Below are 19,928 nucleotides of genomic sequence, written 5' to 3'. Positions count from 1 at the left end.
CATCGAGAATCTACTTCCCGATGCCTTTATACCTACTTATAATTTCACTCGTTGTAAACGAAGTGCATTTAATACGACCGAAACTGAACTAAAGGCCATCGCTGCGCCTGCTACCCATGGAGCAAGCAGACCGAGTGCAGCAATTGGAATACCTAATGTATTATAAGCAAATGCCCAAAATAGATTTTGTTTAATATTACGCATTGTTTTTCTACTCATTAGAATGGCGTCCGCGATACTATTTAAATCTCCACGAATTAGCGTAATATCTGCTGCTTCCATTGCAACATCTGTCCCTGTACCAATTGCCATCCCAATATTCGCTGTTGCTAAGGCAGGTGCGTCATTAATACCATCACCTACCATCGCTACTTTTTTCCCTTGGGCTTGAAGTTTTTTCACTTCATCAGCTTTACCTTCTGGTAAGACTTCTGCAATAACATGATTCACGCCTACCTCTGTTCCAATTGCTTGAGCAGTACGCTCGTTATCACCAGTCATCATGATGACCGTAATACCCATATCCTGTAAACGACGAATAGCTTCTTTTGATGTATCTTTCACGGTATCAGCCACAGCTACTAAACCTACATATTGCCCATTGATGGCTGCTAACATGGCTGTCTTACCATTTCGTTCTAGTTGCTCCATTGTTGGTAAAATATCATTAATACGAATATCATATTGTTGCATTAATTTACGTGTGCCAATGATAACACCTTGACCTGAGACAGTTGCCTGCACACCATAACCCGGTATTGCTTCAAAGAACTGAACGTCACCTAAAGCTATGCCGCGTTTTTCTATGCCTTGAACAATGGCTTCTGCTAGTGGATGCTCTGACTGCTTCTCTGCTGCCCCGATTAAGGATAAAAAACGTGCTTCATCTTGCTCTGGCGCTAACAGAACATCTGTAAGCTCAGGTTTACCATGTGTCACTGTTCCTGTTTTATCTACAACAACTGTATCTATGCCTTGTGTTTGCTCTAAATGTTCTCCACCTTTAAATAAAATACCAAACTCAGCTGCACGTCCAGAGCCTGCCATTATTGAAGTTGGTGTTGCTAACCCAAGTGCACATGGACAAGCAATGACAAGAACTGCGATTAATACCTCTAAAGCAGGTGTAAATTCCCCTGGACGGACCCAAATAATCCAAATGAAAAAGGTTACAATGGCTATGCCAACAACAATAGGTACGAAAATTCCTGAGATCTGATCTGCTAAACGTTGAATAGGTGCCTTCGATCCTTGAGCATCTTCGACCACTTTAATAATTTGTGCTAATGCTGTATCACGACCAACCTTTGTTGCAGTCATTTTAATAAAACCATTTTTGTTAATAGTTGAGCCAAATAATTGATCACCTTGCTTTTTATCAACTGGTAGACTCTCTCCTGTTAACATCGATTCATCAACAGCTGTTGTCCCCTCTATTACCTCACCATCTACAGGAATTTTTTCACCTGGTTTCACTAAAATAACATCGCCAATGATAACTTCCTCTAATGGGATCTCCTTTTCTATACCGTCACGTACAACGATCGCTGTCTTTGCTTGAAGTCCCATTAGTTTTTTTATGGCTTCAGATGAACGTCCTTTTGCCTTTGCCTCAAATAATTTACCTAATAAAATAAGTGTAATTAATACAGCACTGGTTTCAAAATAAAGATGTGGACCATGGTGTGATCCTATCGTTACAATCGCTTGATAGACACTATAGAAATAGGCCGCTGATGTCCCCATAACAACAAGCACATCCATATTTGCACTACCATTGCGTAATGCTTTATATGCCCCTACATAAAATTGTTTACCAATAATAAATTGCACAGGCGTAGCCAATACCATTTGGACCCAAGGATTCATTAGAAACTCTGGAACGTATAAAAATGACGTAAAGGAAAAATGACCAACCATCGTCCAAAGCAGTGGTAAAGAAAGTATAGCCGATATAATAAATTTATGTTGTTGCTGTTTGATAGCTTTTTCGCGATGATCTACGGTTTCCTGTTCATCTGCCTTTTGATGTGCCTCATAGCCTAGCTTCTCAACCTTTGTAATGATATCTGCGATGGACACTTCCGAAGGATTAAACTCAATCATCGCTTTTTCCAGTGCTAAGTTGACATTAGCAGAGGAAATACCACTTAATTTATTTAATCCTTTTTCAATGCGAGTTGCACAGGCTGCACATGTCATACCGGTAATATCAAGTTCAGCTTTTTGTTTAACAACGCCATAGCCAAGTGCTTCTATTTTCTTTTCAAAATCTGCTTCACTTAGTTTAGTTGGGTCATATTTAATAGATGATTTTTCAAGTGCTAAATTTACTGTTGCATGTTCTACACCATCCATTTTATTTAAACCTTTTTCTATACGAGTGGCACAGGCTGCACATGTCATACCCGTTATTTGCAAATTAGCTTCTTTACTAGCAGAACTCATTTACCATTCACCTCTCCTTATACCAACAGGGGGTATATAATTTTGAAAATAAGAGAGTGCTACTAGAGCACTCTACAATTATTATTTTACGTCATATCCTTGGTCATCAATTGTTTCTTTAATTTGGTCAAGTGATACTTGTGCATCATCAAATGCAATATCCACTAAGCCATCTGCTAAATTAACTTTTACTTGTTCAACACCAGCTAGAGCACCAACACTTTTTTCCACAGCATTTACACAATGACCACATGACATTCCTTGTACGTTTAATGTTACGTTTTGCATAAAAAAATCTCTCCTTTTGTATGTTTTCAATCTATTTTTTCATTAACTTTTGGATCGTTATTACTAACTCATCTAATACTGCTTCATCGCCCTCTGATAGACGATCCACAACACAGCCCTTTAAATGACCTTCTAATAATATTTTTGCCACACTATTTAATGCAGATTGTGTAGCAGATAGTTGCGTAATAATATCATCACAGTAAACATCTTTATCAATCATTCCCTTAATACCACGAATCTGACCTTCAATTCGATTTAAGCGAGTTGTTAGATCCTTTTTCACACGCTCAGGGTGATGACTTTTTCGGCAAGACGTAGCTTCCTCTGTATGACAAGCATCCTCTTTTACTGTCTCCTCCATTCACTACACCTCCTATTTGGAATTATCATACTATACCCAAGAAGGGTATGCAAGTCATTAAAAATTTTATTTATCATCATGATGATGTTCATGGTCACTTTCTAATTTACATAAAATGGAATTATCATGTCGATGTAAGGATGTTTCTAATTGAATTGTTACATGCTTAATGCCCTTATGTTGAAGATTATGTTCAATTTTCCGCAAGATATGCTCACTCTCAGCTATTTTCAATTGATCATTGACAACCGCATGACAGGATAATGCATTCGTTCCACTAGTAATTGTCCAGATGTGTAAATCGTGGATACTTTCTATTCCATCAGTCTGTTCTATTAACTGAATAATCTCCTGAACATCTACATTTGAAGGTGTCCCCTCCATTAAGACATGAATGGAGGCTTTTGTGACATGGTAGCCACTTCGTACGACCAATAATGCAACAATAACGCTTGCAAGAGGATCTGCCCATCCCCAGCCGAAAAACATAATTAATAGTGCCGCAACAATAGCGCCTACAGACCCTAGCATATCACTTAGTACATGTAAAAATGCTCCGCGCATATTTAAATTATCCTTTGTATCACTTCCACGCATCATAATCCAAGCAACTAAAATGTTAACGAACAAACCAATTATACTAATTATAAGCATTCCAGTTGTAGCTACTTCTGGTGGGTTTGTAAATCGTTCAATTGCTTCATAGAAAATAAATAATGCGATTCCTATTAATGTAATGCCATTCAATACTGCAGCTAAAATCTCAAATCGTTTATAGCCGTATGTTTTACTATAGCTTGCAGCTTTTTCCCCAAACATAAAAGCTAACATTGCTATACCTAAAGAGATAGAGTCACTTAACATATGCCCTGCATCTGATAAAAGAGCCAAACTATTTGTTAAAAAGCCACCAATGGCTTCTACTACCATATACCCTGTAATAATAATAAATGACAGTAATAATACCTTTTTATTTGCACCATGTGTATGATCATGGCCATGGTCGTGTTGATGTCCCATTGTTATTCCCCCATTTCATTTTAATTATGAGCCGCATGCTCAATAGCCTGCTTCAATAAATTTATAATGTGATCATCGTCCTTAGAATAATATATGGTTGTTCCTTCTCTCCTAAATTTCACCAATCTTAAATTTTTAAGAAAGCGTAATTGGTGGGAAACGGTTGATTGGCCTAAATCTAAAATTTCTGCAATATCATTAACAGAATGTTCATCTGAACAAAGTAAGTTTAAAATACGAATTCGTGTTGGATCACTCAATGCTTTAAAAGTCTGAGATACTACAAATAATGTCTCTTCATCTAAATGCTGATCAATATTTTTTTGCATTTCTGAACTGTTTAATTTTTCATCCATAGAAGTTTACCCCATTCTTCAATATTTATATATGAGCATGTGTTCATATATAAATATATATGGATATATAAGGAATGTCAACAAGTATTTATGCTTCGACATATTACAGGTCAATCACTTACGCATGGCTGCAATGATTTTAGATGAATATAACATCCGAAAAGAAGTTAACAGTAGCAATTACCAATTCAGCACGCTACACTACTGTTAAGGAGAGATATGAGTGGATATTTTTGACGCAGATCGTTTATTTATGAAACAAGCATTAGAGGAAGCTCAACAGGCTGCCTTACTTGGGGAAGTACCAATTGGTGCAGTACTTGTTTATGAAGGAAAAATCATTGCACGTGCGCATAATTTAAGAGAAACAACGCAAAATGCAACAACACATGCGGAGCTGTTAGTGATTCAAGAAGCCTGCAAAAAAATAGGGAGTTGGCGACTGGAGGATACTACTCTTTATGTTACATTGGAGCCTTGTCCAATGTGTGCAGGAGCCATTCTCCAATCACGTGTACCCCGAGTTGTTTATGGGGCAAGAGATCAAAAAGCTGGTTGTGTAGATTCTCTTTACCATTTATTAAATGATGAACGTTTTAATCATGATTGTGATGTAACAGAAGGGATTTTAGCCGAGGAATGTGGTCAAATTTTAACAGACTTTTTTAAGGCATTACGAGATCGTAAAAAAGCTGAGAAAAAAGCGCGATTAGCTTCCAACGATGTAAATGGTCATTAAAGAAGGTGCCTCCTAATGAGACACCTTCTTTAATATTTAAGGGAATGGCGATATATATGAAATGTGTCGTAGCAGCGAACATCTTCATAACTAATTTATTGAGCTTGAATAGTGGATTGTGTAAAAACACATTCTCCTTCGATATATGTAGCAAATGGTTTTACATGCATAAGATGGTTATGTGAAAGCGTCAGTAAATCGTCTGTTAGTACAACAAAATTAGCTTCATAGCCCTCTTTTAACTGACCAACGTTCTCCATACGAATCATCGTCTTGGCATCAACTGTGTATAGCTGTAATGCCTCCTCTACAGAGATTTTTTCTGCGGTACCTAAATCTGTTCCATCATAGGCTGTTCGTGTAACAGCTGCTTGTATCGTAACAAAGGGATTAGCCGCTTCTGCCCATGATGTAGCTGGCGCATCTGAAGAGAGCGCTGTCGCAATCCCCCTCTTGAGAAATGTTTGTACACCATATAATGTCTGTGTTTTTTCTAGCCCTAGATTCTCTAAATAACTCTCAATTTCACAAAATAAGAAGATCGGTTGTGGCACAAAGCCTATCCCCCATTCAGCAGCTTTTTGCAAGGCACTTTTAGATGGCATGGCTGCATGCTCAATACGAACAGACGGTGCATCTGTTAACCAAGCCTTTTCCTCATAAAATGTGTCGACAATTAGATCAATGGCTCTGTCCCCCATTGCATGAACCACTAATTGAATACCATATTCTTTTGCTACCGCAGCGGCCGCTAGCAGCTCCTCTTTCGAAGTCATCGCTATGCCTTTTTCATCACTTCCCAAAAATGGCTCAGAAACAAGTGCTGTACGGCCTGAAACACTACCATCCGAAAATAGCTTGATGCCTCCGATATAGGCTCCTGCAGAACGATCAATAGTATTTGCTGTCAACAGCTCATATCGTTGAATATCTTCCCAGATATAATAAACTGCTACGCGTTGCTTAAAGCCTTTTTCTCGGGCTTTACGATACAGGCCTAAATAATCAATTGGTGCTACCGTGGCCATTAATTCTGTAATACTTGTTACACCATAGGATGCCAAAGTTTGTGATAGCTTTAGGAGCCTTTTGACAATCTCTTCTTCAGATGGTGTAGGTAAATGCTGTAGTACTAGATTACGTGCATTTTCACGCAGTACGCCTGTAGGTTCTCCATTTTCATCCCGATCGATTTGTCCACCCTGTGGATCAAGGGTATCCTTCGTAATACCTGCGATTGCTAATGCTTTACTATTAACCGATATAATATGACCACATGTACGCATAACAATGACAGGTAACTCTGTAGAGGCACGGTCTAAGTCCTCTTTTAAAGGCGCTCTTCTTTCCTTTAGTTTCCCTTCATCATAGCCCCAGCCTAATAGCCATCCCCGCTGACTTGCATCATAGTTTGCTAATGCATTAATTATATCCTCAATAGAATAAATATATGGAGGTAAACAAGCCACTTGTTCCAAAACATCCGCTAACATAATCGGATGCATATGAGCGTCAATAATCCCAGGAATAATGACCTTTCCTTGTACATCTATTATTTCTCCCTGATAGGGGGGTAAATCTTCCTGTTGTCCAATCCAAAGTATCTTTCTTCCTTCGATTACCATAGCAGTTGCAGATGGCTGAATAGTATCTGCTGTATATATCTTTGCGTTACAAATAATTTGCATCATTTTTCAACTCCTATTTCTTCCATACCAAAAGTAGATTTTTCAGGATCTTCTGCTTTCAGTACCCTATGCAAAATAGTACCGATAATAAAGCCAACAATAGATGGCACGATCCAAGCAAACCCACTAGACTGCAATGGTAAATGCATGACCAACTGTGTCACACCAGGTATCGTAATTTCATAGCTAGCAAATGTTTCAACGACGCTTACTAGAAATGCAAATAGGACAGTTCCTTTATAGGCTCCTGCATTTGGTACAAAACGATCAAAGGCTCCCAGTAGCACAAGTACAATAATGACAGGATAAATTACCAAGAAAATCGGCAATGTTATTTCAACGATGGCACCTACACCAAAGGAGCCAATAGTTGCGCCTACTACACACATAATAAAGACCCACGTTCTATAGCCAAGCTTCTCTTTTGTTAGTTCATTTAAAAACTGTGATGATATGACCATGACGCCAATCGCTGATGTTAAGCAGGCAAAAACAACACATATAGCTAGTAACGCTTTACCCAAATTACCAATGACACTAAAGGCGATGCCCGCTAATAGTTCTGTATCACTGCCAGGATTGGTGATGATGCCACTACTTGTAGCCCCTAAATAGAGCAGGCCACCATATACTGCAATTAACCCTATTGCAGCAATAGCCATTCCACCAAGCGCGACCTTTTTAGATTGTTTCCCTTTATAGCCATAGCCAACTATTGCTGCTAAAAAGATTGGCGCACAAAGAATACCTGTTCCCACATCTCCTGTTTGATAGGCTGCTATTATGGAGTTGGCAAAAACCCTTTCTGCTCCTGTATTAATTGCCGCTCCTATTGGGTCTAGTACTCCTTTACCAATGAGGATGATAAGGATAAGAACAAGAACAGGCGTCAACCATTTCCCAATCTTATCGATAACATTTGATTGGTCCATCGCAAAATAAAAGCAAATCGCGAAAAATGCTAATACTGACACAATTAAAGGGACGCTCGGAATAATTTGGGATACCCCTAATTCATGAGTTGTCGCTGACATCCTCGGTATTGTGACAACCATCCCAATACAAACCATCATGACCGTATTAAAGGCTTTATAAAACCAATTTCCGATTGGTCTTGTGAGCGCTTCCACAGTTCCCCCAGTATTATAAATTGCATACACCGCAAGCACAGGTAAAATAACACCCGTTAAGCTAAAGCCCATCAAAGCGGAAATCCAAGATTCCCCTGCACTATTTCCTATGGATGGCGGAAATATTAAATTCCCAGCACCAAAAAATATAGCGAATAAGGCTAGCCCCACGATTATCGTATGCTGTATAACTTTAGACATATCCTCAACCCCTTTATAATCATTTACAGAAGATTTATCTAAATAATAAAAAATTTAAGAACACGAAAAAAGGAGATAAATTTTTATCCCCTTTTTGTAAAATTTTTTTTACAACAATTCATATTTTAAACACTTATATTTTAGTAATTGACGAGAAATACCTAAACGTCTAGCTGTTTCCGCTAATCGGCCATCCGTTTCACGCAACTTTTCCGCTATTATTAGACGCTCGTAGGCTTCCGTTAAATCTCTTAAATGTCCAGATTGGTTGTTTTGCATGATCGATTGAGTTGAATGTTGAACATTTTTTTTAATCCTCTCTGGAACATGTTCAACAAGTATTTCATCTCCAAGCAAATTAATATATGCCGTTTCAAGGGCATTTTTTAGTTCTCGTACATTCCCCGGCCAATGATAGGCATAAAATAATTGAATTACTTCATTACGATAGCTTACATTTTTCTGTAGTGTATGTTCATTGTAAAATTGTATATAAAAATCAAGGATAAGTGGAATATCTTCCTTCCTTAATCTTAGCGGCGGCAAATCAATTTGGAGAACATTTAAGCGATAAAATAAGTCCTCACGTAGTCTTTTTTCAGCTAATAGTTTATCTACATCTTCATTGACAGTAGTAATATACCGTATATCTAAGGGCTCACCATTTAACACTTTTATATCTACCGCATGTAAAAGTTTCGCCTGCAAAGAGATATTCAATAAATTTAGGTGGTCAATGAGTAGTGTCCCACCATTAGCCTCCTGTAACTTTCCACTTTTTGCTTCATTGTCTGAGCCATATAGCTGAGTAAATATATTATCCTCTGTTAATGTTGAGCAGTTCAAAGTAATAAACGGCTTTGTATAGCGTTCACTTTCATTGTGTATGCCTTGTGCGATAATATCTTTCCCAGTTCCAGTTTCCCCAGTTAGTAAAACTGGTGCACTTTTTTGAGCACTACGACGTGCCTTTTCAAGTTGAGTTTTCATTTCGGCGTTTGTCGTAATGTAATCCTCCAAACGGTAGGTCGTATGATTATCTCGATATAATTTATGTCCCAGGAAATTATCTAAGTATTTAATTTGCTTAGTTTCATAAAAATGTTTTGAAAACTCAATGGCACCCATGACTTTTCCATGCTCCATAATGGGATAGGTCGAACTCAGTGATAAATAACTAAATCCGTTTAATGTTGTAAGTTGTTGTTCATAGTATAAAACTGGCTGCCCTGTTTGTATGACTTGAAAGACAGTACTTGTCTCAGGTGATAAATTTTGATAATTATCAGTCACAGTGCTGTGAAAAAATTCATCTGGTGTTAAGCCGATTTCCAATAATATATTTAAATCTGCTAAGTCATAAAAGATTGCACAGCCTTTATCATCTGTAATTAAAACATTATCAAATTCACTGAAAGCCTGTGCAAATTGTTGCAATTCCATGAATTTCTCCCCCTTGTCCCCATGAATATTACCCATTATAACGAATTTTCAAAAATTATGAGAGAATTCAATTTTTGCAACACAAAAAAGCTATTTTAGAACATTCATAAAGGAATTGTCTAAAATAGCTTTATCTCTTGTTTATTTTGGTGCGATTACTTCTTTACCACCCATATAAGGTCTTAAAACTTCAGGAATTACTACGCTGCCATCAGCTTGTTGGTAGTTTTCTAGAAGAGCAGCAACTGTACGGCCAATGGCAAGACCTGAACCATTTAATGTATGCACATATTCTGGTTTAGCATTTGGCTCACGACGGAAGCGGATATTTGCGCGTCGTGCCTGGAAATCCTCAAAGTTAGAGCAAGAAGAAATTTCACGGTACATGTTTTGTGCAGGAATCCAAACTTCTAAATCATATTTTTTCGCTGCAGTAAAACCTAAATCAGCTGTACACATTTTTAACTTACGATATGGTAAGCCTAATAATTGTAATACTTTTTCTGCATGACTTGTTAATAGCTCTAATTGTTCGTATGACTCCTCTGGTTTTACAAAACGTACTAATTCTACTTTATTGAACTGGTGTTGACGAATTAAACCACGTGTATCACGACCTGCTGAACCCGCTTCTGAACGGAAGCACGCACTATACGCTGCAAAGCCTTGTGGTAAAGCTTCAGCCGGTAAAATCTCATCTCGATAGAAGTTCGTTACTGGTACTTCTGCCGTTGGAATCATGAAATAATCTGTTTCCTCTAATTTGAATACATCTTCCTCAAATTTCGGAAGTTGCCCTGTACCTGTTAGGCTATCACGATTAACAATGACAGGTGGTAGCATTTCCTCGTAACCATGCTCCTCTGCATGTAAATCCATCATGAAAGTCATTAATGCCCGTTCTAAACGAGCACCAAGACCACGATAGAATAAGAAACGGCTACCTGTTACTTTCGCGCCGCGTTCAAAGTCTACAATTTTTAAATCCGTAGCAAGGTCCCAGTGTGCTTTAATATCAAAATCAAATGTCGGAATTTCACCCCATGTATATTCCTCAACATTGTCGTCCTCTGTTGTGCCTACTGGTACAGATTCATGTGGGATGTTTGGTAAACGCATCATCATATCTTTAAAGCGTTCTTCCACATCATTTAATTGCACATCTAATTCTTTAATTTCATCGCCAACCTGACGCATACGAGTAATGACTTCATCAGCATTTTCTTTGTTACGTTTCATAACTGAGATTTGTTCAGATACTTTATTGCGCTCTGCTTTTAAATCTTCTGTTTTGGCAATCAATTCCCGACGTTTTGCATCTAAGTCTTCAAAGTCATCTAAATTTCCCAAGTCCTCATTACGTGTTAATAACATCTCTTTAATTTCCGTGAAATTCTCACGTACGCGTTTAATATCTAACATTTTCATACCTCCAATAGTTTCTTCATGATGGAAAATTGTTGCAGCAAAATGAACACAAAAAAGCCCTCATCCCTAAAAAGGGACGAGAGCTACCCGCGTTGCCACCCTAATTGACTAGACATACTTCTGCCTAATCCACTTATTTCATAACGGCATTTCAGCCGGCTACAGCCTACTTCATTCACTTCGACTGTGCAACTCCAGGACGGATTCACAAGTGCTTTTATCAGCTTCCACCAACCGCTGACTCTCTAAAAAAAACGTGCTTGCTACTACTTCCCATCATCGTGTTCAGTTATTTAAAATTTAACCATACTGTACTATATGAAAACAAATTTTGCAAGTCATACCATAGAGGATACAAAATATTCAAGAATTCGTGTATCTTCTGTTAATTCGGGATGAAACGAACAACCCAATAAATGGCCATCTTGTGCCAAGATTATTTTCCCTTCATGTTGTGCAAGAATTTCAACACCTTTACCTACGGCTTCAATATGAGGTGCACGAATAAATACCGCTGGAATCCCTATACCTATTTTAGGAATATCTAGTTGTACTTCGAAGCTATCCAACTGACGTCCATATGAGTTTCTTGCTACAGTCACGTCCATCACAGCCAAATGTGGTTCATCTTCAATTAGGACCTTGGCTAATAAAATTAATCCCGCACATGTACCAAGTATTGGTAATCCTTGTTGTGCAAGTCCACGAATTGGCTCTAGCAGATCAAATCGATCCAGCAATTTTCTCATTGTTGTGCTTTCTCCACCTGGTAACACAAGTCCATCTAGGTTTCCTAAATCCTTTCTTTGTTTTACTTGAATTGCTTCACAACCAAGAGCCTCTAACATTTTTATATGCTCACGAACTGCTCCTTGTAATGCTAATACACCAATTCGCTTCATGCTACCAACCTCGCTCTTGCATACGCTCGTTGTGTCCAAGCTGTGCAATATCAATCCCCTTCATTGGCACGCCGAGTTCTTTTGATATTTCCGCAATAAGCTTATAGTCTTTATAATGAGTAGTCGCCTCTACAATGGCACGTGCAAATTTTTCAGGGTTCTCAGATTTAAAAATACCTGAACCAACGAAAACGCCATCTGCTCCAAGTTCCATCATTAAGGCTGCATCGGCAGGCGTCGCCACTCCTCCTGCTGCGAAGTTTACTACTGGTAAACGACCAAGACGTTTCATTTCTCTTAATAACTCGAAAGGAGCCCCTAGTAATTTCGCCTCTGTCATTAATTCATCCTCTGTCATACCTACGACTTTACGAACCTGTGCATTTACTTTACGAATATGGCGAACTGCCTCCACAATATTCCCTGTTCCTGGTTCACCTTTTGTGCGTAACATCGAGGCACCTTCCCCGATACGACGGGCTGCCTCCCCTAAATCACGACAGCCACACACAAACGGTACTGTGTATTCACTTTTTAATAAATGGTATTCTTCATCTGCTGGTGTTAAAACTTCACTTTCATCAATATAATCAACACCCATTGCTTCTAAAACACGTGCTTCAACAATATGCCCAATACGTGCTTTGGCCATCACAGGAATAGTTACCGCTCCCATTACTTCCTCAACAATCCGAGGATCAGCCATGCGTGCAACGCCACCTGTTTTCCGAATATCTGAAGGTACTCTTTCTAATGCCATAACTGCTACAGCACCTGCAGCTTCTGCAATTTTTGCTTGCTCTGCATTAATGACATCCATAATGACGCCGCCTTTTTGCATTTCTGCCATTCCACGTTTTACTAGCTCTGTACCTGTTCGTTTCATTTTCTAACCTCCACCTTTATGATGAAGTTTAGTATAATAGAAATTGACCATATCAAAATATCCAGTTTCCAAAATATCTATAAGGTCAGGAGGTTCCAAATCATGGATATGCTTTTATTCCAGCTTGAAAGAGATAGTGATAAACCGCTTTATGATCAGCTTTATAACGGTATTAAAGAAGCTATTATTTCTAAGAAAATAACTGTAGGAGAAAAACTGCCTTCAAAAAGAAAATTAGCAGATTTTTTAAACATTTCCCAAACAACAATTGAAATTGCCTATGCTCAGCTATTAGCTGAAGGCTATATTATGTCCAAATCACGTATTGGCTATTTTGTAGAAGAAATAGATGAACTGCCCTACATTCAACAAGATACTGTGGCGTCCATTAATGAACATCCTAAGAAAAAGTCTTACAAAATCGATTTTAATCCAGGATCTATTGATATCGATGCTTTTCCATTTCAAACATGGAGAAAGTATGCAAAAGAGCTTTTTGACGATACCTCAAAGGAGCTATTATTAACAGGGGAACCACAAGGAGAACTGTCTTTACGCACAGAGATTGCTAATTATTTATATCAATCCCGTGGTGTTGTATGTCACCCTGAACAAATTGTTATTGGTTCAGGGACAGAGCAGCTCCTCCCTATGATTCTCCGTCTTTTTAGTGAGGACACCAGCTTTGCATTAGAAAATCCAGGATACCCTGCCGTCCATCGAATGTTTTCACAGCATAAACGAAAAGTTTATCCAATTGCAGTTGATGAAGAGGGCATAATTATTCATGATCTTGAAAAAACAGATGCTAATGTTGTGTATATTACACCCTCACATCAGTTCCCAACTGGAGCTGTATTATCTGCTACAAGACGAGCACAGGCTTTAAATTGGGCGGCACAAAGCACCTCTCGTTATATTATTGAGGATGATTATGACTCGGAATTTCGTTATGCTGGAAAACCAATTCCTGCCCTACACGCATTAGATCGAAACGATAAAGTTATTTACATGAGTACTTTTACCAAATCTTTAATGCCATCCTTGCGAGTAGCTTATTTTGTACTTCCACCTAAGCTACTTGCTACTTATAACGATGTCTTTAATTATTACTCATCAACTGTGCCTCGTTTTGATCAGCATATTGTGGCAAATTTTATGGGTGATGGACATTTTGCAAAGCATCTCAATCGTATGCGTAAAATTTATCGTAAAAAACATGATAAACTAACTTCTATTTTAGAAAAATATTCATCATCCATTAACATTACTGGTGAACAAGCGGGTATGCATATTTTATTAGAGGTTCAACACACATTCTCAGAAAAAAAATTACAACAGCTCGCCTCTCAAGCAGAGATCGGTATTTACCCATTATCAGCCTATAGACTAGATGATTATGAATCTTCACAAGCTAAATTTTTATTAGGTTTTGGAGGGATTCCCGTACAAGCAATCGAATCATCCATTGAGCAGTTGATGGATTGCTGGAGTATACAAAAAAATGACCCATCTACGTAGATGGGTCGTTTTATATTAAGTCTCAATTAATTGAATTTGATAATGCTCAAACCAAGTATGAATTTGCCCTAGATAAGCTAAAAGCTGGGGACCTGCCATTAATTGCCCATACCACGGAACATTAAAAGAGCTACCTCCCGATTCAATTAACTCCGCAAGCTTTTGTCGTTCAAAGAGTTCATGCAAAATTGAGTTTTTATCATGTAGAATTTCCTTCAACCATTTTTGCACTCCTGCTGTATAGACAGGATGATATGTTTTTGGGTAAGGATTTTTTTTACGATATAACACTTCATTCGGCAATAGATGTGCCATTGATTTTCGAAGTAATCCTTTTTCTATTCCATCTAAATTCTTCATTTCCCACGGAATATTCCAGGCATATTCTACAAGCCGATGATCTGCAAAAGGGACACGTACCTCTAAACTTGCCCCCATACTCATACGATCTTTCCTCTCTAATAATGTTTGCATAAACCATAGCATATTTAAGTAGGACATTTCGCGATGCTTTGCCTCTGCTAGACCTTCTCCATCTAACAAAGGAACTTCAGCTATTGTTTGTGTATATAGTTGTTGTGCATAGGCTTCAATTTTTAATTTTTTGTTCCACTTCTCTTGGAGTAATGCACTTCTTTCAGACAATGAACGGATCCAAGGGAAACCAGTAGTCCTATCTTTAAACCATGGATAACCACCAAAAATTTCATCTGCACACTCTCCTGATAGCGCTACAGTAAATTCCCTTTTTATTTCCCGACAAAACCATAATAACGAAGAATCTACATCTGCCATACCTGGGGAATCGCGAACAATGACCGATTCCACTAATAAATCAATTAACTGTTGCTGAGTGATTTCCTCTGCGTGGTGAGCTGTATTGAAAGTTTCTGTCATTTTTTGAATCCAGTACGTATCTGTGGAGGTTTGGAAAGAATGTGGGTTAAAGAATCGCTCATTATCTTCATAATCAATAGAATACGTATGCAACTGATGGCTTTGCTGCTGGAATCTATTTGCTGCAATGCCGGTGATAATACTGGAATCTAGTCCTCCTGAAAGAAACGTACAAATGGGTACATCCGAAACTAGCTGACGTTCTATAGCATCCGTTAACAAAAAACGAACATGTTCAATTGTTTCTCCTAATGTTTCTTCATGTCTACGACTTTGTAGCTGCCAATACGGCCACTTTCTTAAACCTTCTTCTCTAGAGAATCGCATAGCATAGCCAGGCCGTAATTCTTTAATATTTTGAAAATGGGTTTTACCTGGCTCTCTAGAAGGTCCTACAGCCATCATACTTGCCAACCCTTCAACATTTACACATGCTTGAACCGTGGGGTGTGCTAGCAGAGCCTTCACCTCAGATGCAAAAAGTACACCTTCTTGTTGCTCTGTATAATACAAGGGCTTTACGCCTAGTCGGTCTCGACACAAAAATAAAGACTGTGTTTGCTCATCCCAAACACCGAAGGCAAAAATACCATTTAGAAATTCTACACACTGCTCTTTCCATTCAATATAGGCAGTTAATAGTACTTCAGTATCTGATTGTGTTGTAAAACTGTGCCCTCTTTTTTGGAGTTCCTTACGTAGCTCTTCTGTATTGTAAAGTTCGCCATTATATGTAATGACATAGTTCAAACCATCATGGATTTTTTTCATTGGTTGTTTACCACCGATTAAATCAATAACAGCCAACCGTCGATGGCCAAATGCTATATGCTCACTACACCAAATATTTTCATCATCTGGCCCTCTCTTATTTAATGTTTGCGTCATCGATTTTAATATTGTGTCACTTGTTCTTAAATCCTTTTGAAAACTAGCCCAGCCTGTAATGCCACACATTTAGCCACATCCTTTCGCCTATTAGCGTATGCTGTAGCGTGTAAAAATGTGAAAAAGCACATGAATGCTTAAGTACATTCATGTGCTCTTATTTAAATATTAAAATAATCCACCAACAAAGTCTGTAATGCCTCCCCATAAATTACCGAAGAAGTTACCTACACCTTGGAAGAACAATGAGATACCGCTAGCACGCTCTACAGCCTCTGTTGTGACAACATCGGATGAAATATCCTTGCCATCGATAAAGCCGTAATCTGTGCCTTCTGTGCGTTCAATAACGACCTTTCCTACAACAGTGTCTTTTTTAACGTCTGCCTCTAAACTCTTTTTATCTAAAACCAATGTAGGTTTATATAAGTCTTTATCAGAAGACTTAATCATAAATGAAATTGGTTCTTTTACTGCTATCGATACTTTGTCTTCTTTACCTTTTGTTACTTTAACTGTTTTTTGATTTTTGAATGTATAGTTCCCTGGTAAAATTTCCTGCTTTGAGAATTGTGAAAAGCCGTAGTTAAATAGTTTCGCAGTGGCATCAAAGCGAGCTTCATATGACCCTTGTCCATTTGCATCAACAGCTTTCATTACAACTGCAATCAAACGAGTACCATTGCGCTCTGCAGTACCTGTGAAGCAGTGACCTGCAAAGTTTGTTGTACCTGTCTTTAATCCATCTACACCTTGATATTCATACACTAACCCCGGTAACATAAAGTTCCAGTTAGACATTTTAATTGCATCTTCTGTCCCTTCACGGAATGTCTTTTTTGCAATTTTAGATGTCTCTAATACCTTTGGGTGATCTTTTAATAAATGATACGCTAATTTTGCTACAGATTTTGCAGGCATCACATTTTCATCTTCTGGGCCTGTGCCTGATGGATGCATACCAAATAAATCAGCATTATTAAGACCAGTAGCGTTGACAAATTTATAGCCCTCTAAACCAAGTTCTTCTGCCTTTTTATTCATTAACTTTAAAAATTCAGTTTCAGAACCTGCGATCGTTTCAGCAATAGCTACGGTTGCTGCATTTGCTGAATAGATTGCCATTGCCTCATATAACTCACGAATCGTATAAGAGCCATCTCTACGTAAAGGTACATTACTTAATGCACGATTTTGAGACATACGATACGTATAATCTGTTACGTGATATTCTTGATCCCATTTAACTTTCCCTGCATCAATCGCGTCCAATAACAGGTATTCAGTCATCATCTTTGTCATACTTGCAATACCTAGTGAAGTATCTGCATTTTGTTCAAATAAAATTTTCCCTGAATCTGCATCAATTAAAATCGCAGCATCCACTGTTAATCCTAAATCTGTTTCCGCATTTGCCTTTGCAGGAATACCTGCAAAAATACTAAATAATAAAACAGGAATTAGGAGTAAGCGTAATACGGTGTTCATTTTCTTTTTCACCTTTAAAGCCCTCCAAAAAATAATCTTGTCCTCGACATTTTATCATAGATAACAACAAACGTGTTGACTCTCTACCATAAAAAATGCTCTCGCGCCATCTTTGTAGACGATGCGAAAGCATAAAAGTTGCAAGTAATATATTACATGGAATAGTTTGGTGATTCTTTTGTAATCTGTACATCATGTGGATGTGATTCACGTAGACCAGCACCTGTCATTCTAACAAATTGTGCATTCTCGCGTAGGTGCTCAAGATGTGGAGCTCCACAATAACCCATACCAGCGCGAATACCACCAATCAGTTGGTAGATTGTATCCGCTAATGGTCCTTTATAAGGAAGACGGCCTTCAATACCTTCAGGTACTAATTTTTTTGCATCCTCTTGGAAGTAACGATCTTTAGAACCTTTTTCCATTGCGCCGATAGAACCCATACCACGATAAACTTTAAAGCGACGTCCTTGGAAGATTTCTGTTTCTCCAGGAGATTCAGATGTACCTGCTAGAAGAGAACCAAGCATTACAACGTTGCCTCCAGCTGCTAGTGCTTTTACGATATCACCAGAGTATTTAATACCACCATCAGCAATTATTGTTTTACCTAGCTCACGAGCTACTGTAGCACAATCATATACTGCTGTAATTTGTGGTACACCTACTCCTGCTACAACACGTGTAGTACAAATAGAACCAGGACCGATACCTACTTTAACAACATCTGCTCCTGCTTCAAATAATGCACGTGCGCCTTCTCCTGTAGCAACATTACCAGCGATGATTTCTAGCTCAGGGTAAGTCTCACGGATTGAACGAATTGTTTGTAATACGCCTTCTGAATGACCGTGGGCTGTATCGATTACAACAATGTCAACTTGTGCTTCTACAAGCTTCTCAATACGTACCATCGTATCCTTTGATACACCAACAGCCGCGCCTACTAGTAAACGGCCATGTGTATCTTTCGCAGCATTCGGGAATTCAATCACTTTCTCGATATCCTTAATTGTAATAAGTCCAGTTAATCTACCTTCTTCATCTACAATTGGAAGCTTTTCGATTTTATATTGTTGAAGAATTTTTTCAGCATCCTCTAAAGTCGTTCCAACTGGTGCTGTAATCAAATCTTCTTTCGTCATTACATCTTCAATTTTTAAAGAGTAGTCAGAGATAAAACGTAAATCTCGATTTGTAATAATCCCTACTAGCTTTTGATTTTCCATACTATCAACAATAGGAACACCAGAGATTCGGTATTTACCCATTAGATGCTCAGCATCGAAAACTTGATGTGTAGGAGTTAAGAAGAATGGGTTTGTAATAACACCATTTTCAGAACGTTTTACTTTTTCTACCTGTTCAGCTTGCTCATCAATTCCCATGTTTTTATGGATAATACCGATACCGCCTTGACGTGCCATAGCAATCGCCATTTTAGACTCTGTAACTGTATCCATACCTGCGCTGACCATTGGGATGTTTAATTTAATCTTTGGTGTTAATTGAACTGATAAATCAACATCTTTCGGTAGTACTTCGGAATGAGCTGGTACTAATAATACATCATCAAAAGTTAAACCTTCTTTGGCAAATTTAGTCTCCCACATTTTCGTAACTTCCTCCTATAGTTAAAAGAATATTAATTGTAAGATTAACAACGTGGACTGCTACTGTCAAGGAACTTATAAAAGAAAGACAATTCAGATTTTTAACAAATAACAATTAAGATAAACAATACAAATAATTAACTACAATTTCGAGGCACTTATTTGCATTTTTTAAATTCAAAAAACACATTTAATCAAACTCTTTGGTAAAGTTAAAAGTTATCAAGAGAAAGTAAAAAAACAGTCAGCACACAGCTGACTGTTTTGTTGCCTAGCGACGTCCTACTCTCACAGGGGGAAGCCCCCAACTACCATCGGCGCTAAAGAGCTTAACTTCCGTGTTCGGTATGGGAACGGGTGTGACCTCTTTGCCATCATCACTAGACTTTTATTCGACCTCCAATACACGGCGTATTACGGCGTCTAGAAGCTCTCTTTTTTGTTGAAAGAATTATTCTTTCAAAACTGGATAAACGATACATTGAATGTTTCAAACTTTTTTGGTTAAGTCCTCGATCGATTAGTATTCGTCAGCTCCATGTGTCACCACACTTCCACCTCGAACCTATCTACCTCATCGTCTTTGAGGGATCTTACTTACTTGCGTAATGGGAAATCTCATCTT

16 protein-coding genes, 2 rRNA genes and 1 other annotated feature are annotated in these 19,928 nt (G+C 38.2%); of the genes, 2 read left to right on the top strand and 16 right to left on the bottom strand.

Annotated elements, in window-relative coordinates:
- Positions 1-36: 36 nt before the first annotated feature.
- The 5 genes from JIN86_RS23085 to JIN86_RS23065 all read right to left on the bottom strand — a co-directional run bounded on the left by JIN86_RS23085 (position 37) and on the right by JIN86_RS23065 (position 4,476).
- Positions 37-2,448, bottom strand: a complete 2,412-nt coding sequence (locus JIN86_RS23085; protein WP_202342965.1) for a heavy metal translocating P-type ATPase — start codon at positions 2,446-2,448, stop codon at positions 37-39.
- An 81-nt stretch (positions 2,449-2,529) separates the two neighbouring features.
- Positions 2,530-2,736, bottom strand: coding sequence for a copper chaperone CopZ (copZ, locus tag JIN86_RS23080; protein WP_004233974.1), 207 nt, complete (start codon positions 2,734-2,736; stop codon positions 2,530-2,532).
- Positions 2,737-2,767: 31 nt separating this feature from the next.
- On the bottom strand, positions 2,768-3,100 hold the full coding sequence (locus JIN86_RS23075) for a metal-sensing transcriptional repressor (protein WP_004233976.1): 333 nt from the start codon (positions 3,098-3,100) through the stop codon (positions 2,768-2,770).
- Between the two features lie 66 nt (positions 3,101-3,166).
- Positions 3,167-4,120, bottom strand: coding sequence for a cation diffusion facilitator family transporter (locus JIN86_RS23070; protein ID WP_009374246.1), 954 nt, complete (start codon positions 4,118-4,120; stop codon positions 3,167-3,169).
- A 20-nt stretch (positions 4,121-4,140) separates the two neighbouring features.
- Positions 4,141-4,476 carry an ArsR/SmtB family transcription factor gene (locus tag JIN86_RS23065; RefSeq protein WP_202342964.1) on the bottom strand — a complete coding sequence of 112 codons (336 nt, stop codon included), beginning with the start codon at positions 4,474-4,476 and terminating at the stop codon, positions 4,141-4,143.
- A gap of 223 nt (positions 4,477-4,699) precedes the next feature.
- On the opposite strand from JIN86_RS23065, the gene tadA reads away from it, so the two are divergent.
- Entirely contained in the window at positions 4,700-5,215 is a 516-nt protein-coding gene (tadA, locus tag JIN86_RS23060) for a tRNA adenosine(34) deaminase TadA (protein WP_004233980.1), read from the top strand.
- Positions 5,216-5,310: 95 nt separating this feature from the next.
- Here tadA and JIN86_RS23055 read toward each other — a convergent pair whose 3' ends face one another.
- From JIN86_RS23055 to pdxS, 6 genes are all read right to left on the bottom strand, one after another.
- Positions 5,311-6,906, bottom strand: coding sequence for an amidohydrolase (locus JIN86_RS23055; protein WP_202342963.1), 1,596 nt, complete (start codon positions 6,904-6,906; stop codon positions 5,311-5,313).
- On the bottom strand, positions 6,903-8,234 hold the full coding sequence (brnQ, locus tag JIN86_RS23050) for a branched-chain amino acid transport system II carrier protein (RefSeq protein WP_202342962.1): 1,332 nt from the start codon (positions 8,232-8,234) through the stop codon (positions 6,903-6,905). Before brnQ ends, JIN86_RS23055 begins: the two co-directional genes overlap by 4 nt.
- A gap of 108 nt (positions 8,235-8,342) precedes the next feature.
- Complete coding sequence (locus JIN86_RS23045; protein WP_202342961.1) at positions 8,343-9,677, bottom strand: sigma 54-interacting transcriptional regulator; 1,335 nt, start codon at positions 9,675-9,677, stop codon at positions 8,343-8,345.
- Positions 9,678-9,818: 141 nt separating this feature from the next.
- Complete coding sequence (gene serS / locus JIN86_RS23040) at positions 9,819-11,099, bottom strand: serine--tRNA ligase (RefSeq protein WP_004233987.1); 1,281 nt, start codon at positions 11,097-11,099, stop codon at positions 9,819-9,821.
- A gap of 75 nt (positions 11,100-11,174) precedes the next feature.
- Positions 11,175-11,394: a binding site (T-box leader), on the bottom strand.
- Between the two features lie 49 nt (positions 11,395-11,443).
- The gene (gene pdxT, locus JIN86_RS23035) at positions 11,444-12,007 is read right to left on the bottom strand and encodes a pyridoxal 5'-phosphate synthase glutaminase subunit PdxT (protein ID WP_202342960.1); all 564 of its coding nucleotides are present in this window, start codon (positions 12,005-12,007) and stop codon (positions 11,444-11,446) included.
- Position 12,008: 1 nt separating this feature from the next.
- On the bottom strand, positions 12,009-12,893 hold the full coding sequence (gene pdxS / locus JIN86_RS23030) for a pyridoxal 5'-phosphate synthase lyase subunit PdxS (RefSeq protein ID WP_004233995.1): 885 nt from the start codon (positions 12,891-12,893) through the stop codon (positions 12,009-12,011).
- Between the two features lie 102 nt (positions 12,894-12,995).
- Here pdxS and pdxR point away from each other — a divergent pair, with 102 nt between their 5' ends.
- Complete coding sequence (gene pdxR, locus JIN86_RS23025; RefSeq protein WP_004233996.1) at positions 12,996-14,414, top strand: MocR-like pyridoxine biosynthesis transcription factor PdxR; 1,419 nt, start codon at positions 12,996-12,998, stop codon at positions 14,412-14,414.
- Between the two features lie 15 nt (positions 14,415-14,429).
- Here the strand turns inward: pdxR and asnB are convergent, their stop codons facing one another.
- From asnB to JIN86_RS23000, 5 genes are all read right to left on the bottom strand, one after another.
- The gene (gene asnB, locus JIN86_RS23020) at positions 14,430-16,268 is read right to left on the bottom strand and encodes an asparagine synthase (glutamine-hydrolyzing) (RefSeq protein WP_004233997.1); all 1,839 of its coding nucleotides are present in this window, start codon (positions 16,266-16,268) and stop codon (positions 14,430-14,432) included.
- Positions 16,269-16,367: 99 nt separating this feature from the next.
- Positions 16,368-17,699: a D-alanyl-D-alanine carboxypeptidase family protein gene (locus tag JIN86_RS23015; RefSeq protein WP_370568745.1), complete on the bottom strand. Its 1,332-nt coding sequence runs from the start codon at positions 17,697-17,699 to the stop codon at positions 16,368-16,370.
- A 140-nt stretch (positions 17,700-17,839) separates the two neighbouring features.
- A complete protein-coding gene (gene guaB / locus JIN86_RS23010; RefSeq protein ID WP_004233999.1) occupies positions 17,840-19,303 on the bottom strand; it encodes an IMP dehydrogenase in 1,464 nt (487 codons plus the stop codon).
- Between the two features lie 269 nt (positions 19,304-19,572).
- Positions 19,573-19,688: ribosomal RNA gene (rrf, locus tag JIN86_RS23005) — 5S ribosomal RNA — on the bottom strand.
- A gap of 115 nt (positions 19,689-19,803) precedes the next feature.
- Positions 19,804-19,928, bottom strand: a 23S ribosomal RNA gene (locus JIN86_RS23000); the annotation flags it as partial.

Source organism: Lysinibacillus sp. HST-98 (assembly GCF_016757845.1).
In the GTDB taxonomy this organism is placed as follows: Bacteria; Bacillota; Bacilli; order Bacillales_A; family Planococcaceae; genus Lysinibacillus; species Lysinibacillus capsici.
Note: the sequence above shows the minus strand (reverse complement) of the source record. Positions and strands in the feature narration are given on the sequence as shown.

Excerpts from the sequence above, each read along its gene's own strand:
- JIN86_RS23085 (WP_202342965.1), bottom strand. The coding sequence starts at position 2,448 with ATGAGTTCTGCTAGTAAAGAAGCTAATTTGCAAATAACGGGTATGACA.
- copZ (WP_004233974.1), bottom strand. The coding sequence starts at position 2,736 with ATGCAAAACGTAACATTAAACGTACAAGGAATGTCATGTGGTCATTGT.
- JIN86_RS23075 (WP_004233976.1), bottom strand. The coding sequence starts at position 3,100 with ATGGAGGAGACAGTAAAAGAGGATGCTTGTCATACAGAGGAAGCTACG.
- JIN86_RS23070 (WP_009374246.1), bottom strand. The coding sequence starts at position 4,120 with ATGGGACATCAACACGACCATGGCCATGATCATACACATGGTGCAAAT.
- JIN86_RS23065 (WP_202342964.1), bottom strand. The coding sequence starts at position 4,476 with ATGGATGAAAAATTAAACAGTTCAGAAATGCAAAAAAATATTGATCAG.
- JIN86_RS23055 (WP_202342963.1), bottom strand. The coding sequence starts at position 6,906 with ATGATGCAAATTATTTGTAACGCAAAGATATATACAGCAGATACTATT.
- brnQ (WP_202342962.1), bottom strand. The coding sequence starts at position 8,234 with ATGTCTAAAGTTATACAGCATACGATAATCGTGGGGCTAGCCTTATTC.
- JIN86_RS23045 (WP_202342961.1), bottom strand. The coding sequence starts at position 9,677 with ATGGAATTGCAACAATTTGCACAGGCTTTCAGTGAATTTGATAATGTT.
- serS (WP_004233987.1), bottom strand. The coding sequence starts at position 11,099 with ATGTTAGATATTAAACGCGTACGTGAGAATTTCACGGAAATTAAAGAG.
- pdxT (WP_202342960.1), bottom strand. The coding sequence starts at position 12,007 with ATGAAGCGAATTGGTGTATTAGCATTACAAGGAGCAGTTCGTGAGCAT.
- pdxS (WP_004233995.1), bottom strand. The coding sequence starts at position 12,893 with ATGAAACGAACAGGTACAGAGCTAGTAAAACGTGGAATGGCAGAAATG.
- pdxR (WP_004233996.1), top strand. The coding sequence starts at position 12,996 with ATGGATATGCTTTTATTCCAGCTTGAAAGAGATAGTGATAAACCGCTT.
- asnB (WP_004233997.1), bottom strand. The coding sequence starts at position 16,268 with ATGTGTGGCATTACAGGCTGGGCTAGTTTTCAAAAGGATTTAAGAACA.
- guaB (WP_004233999.1), bottom strand. The coding sequence starts at position 19,303 with ATGTGGGAGACTAAATTTGCCAAAGAAGGTTTAACTTTTGATGATGTA.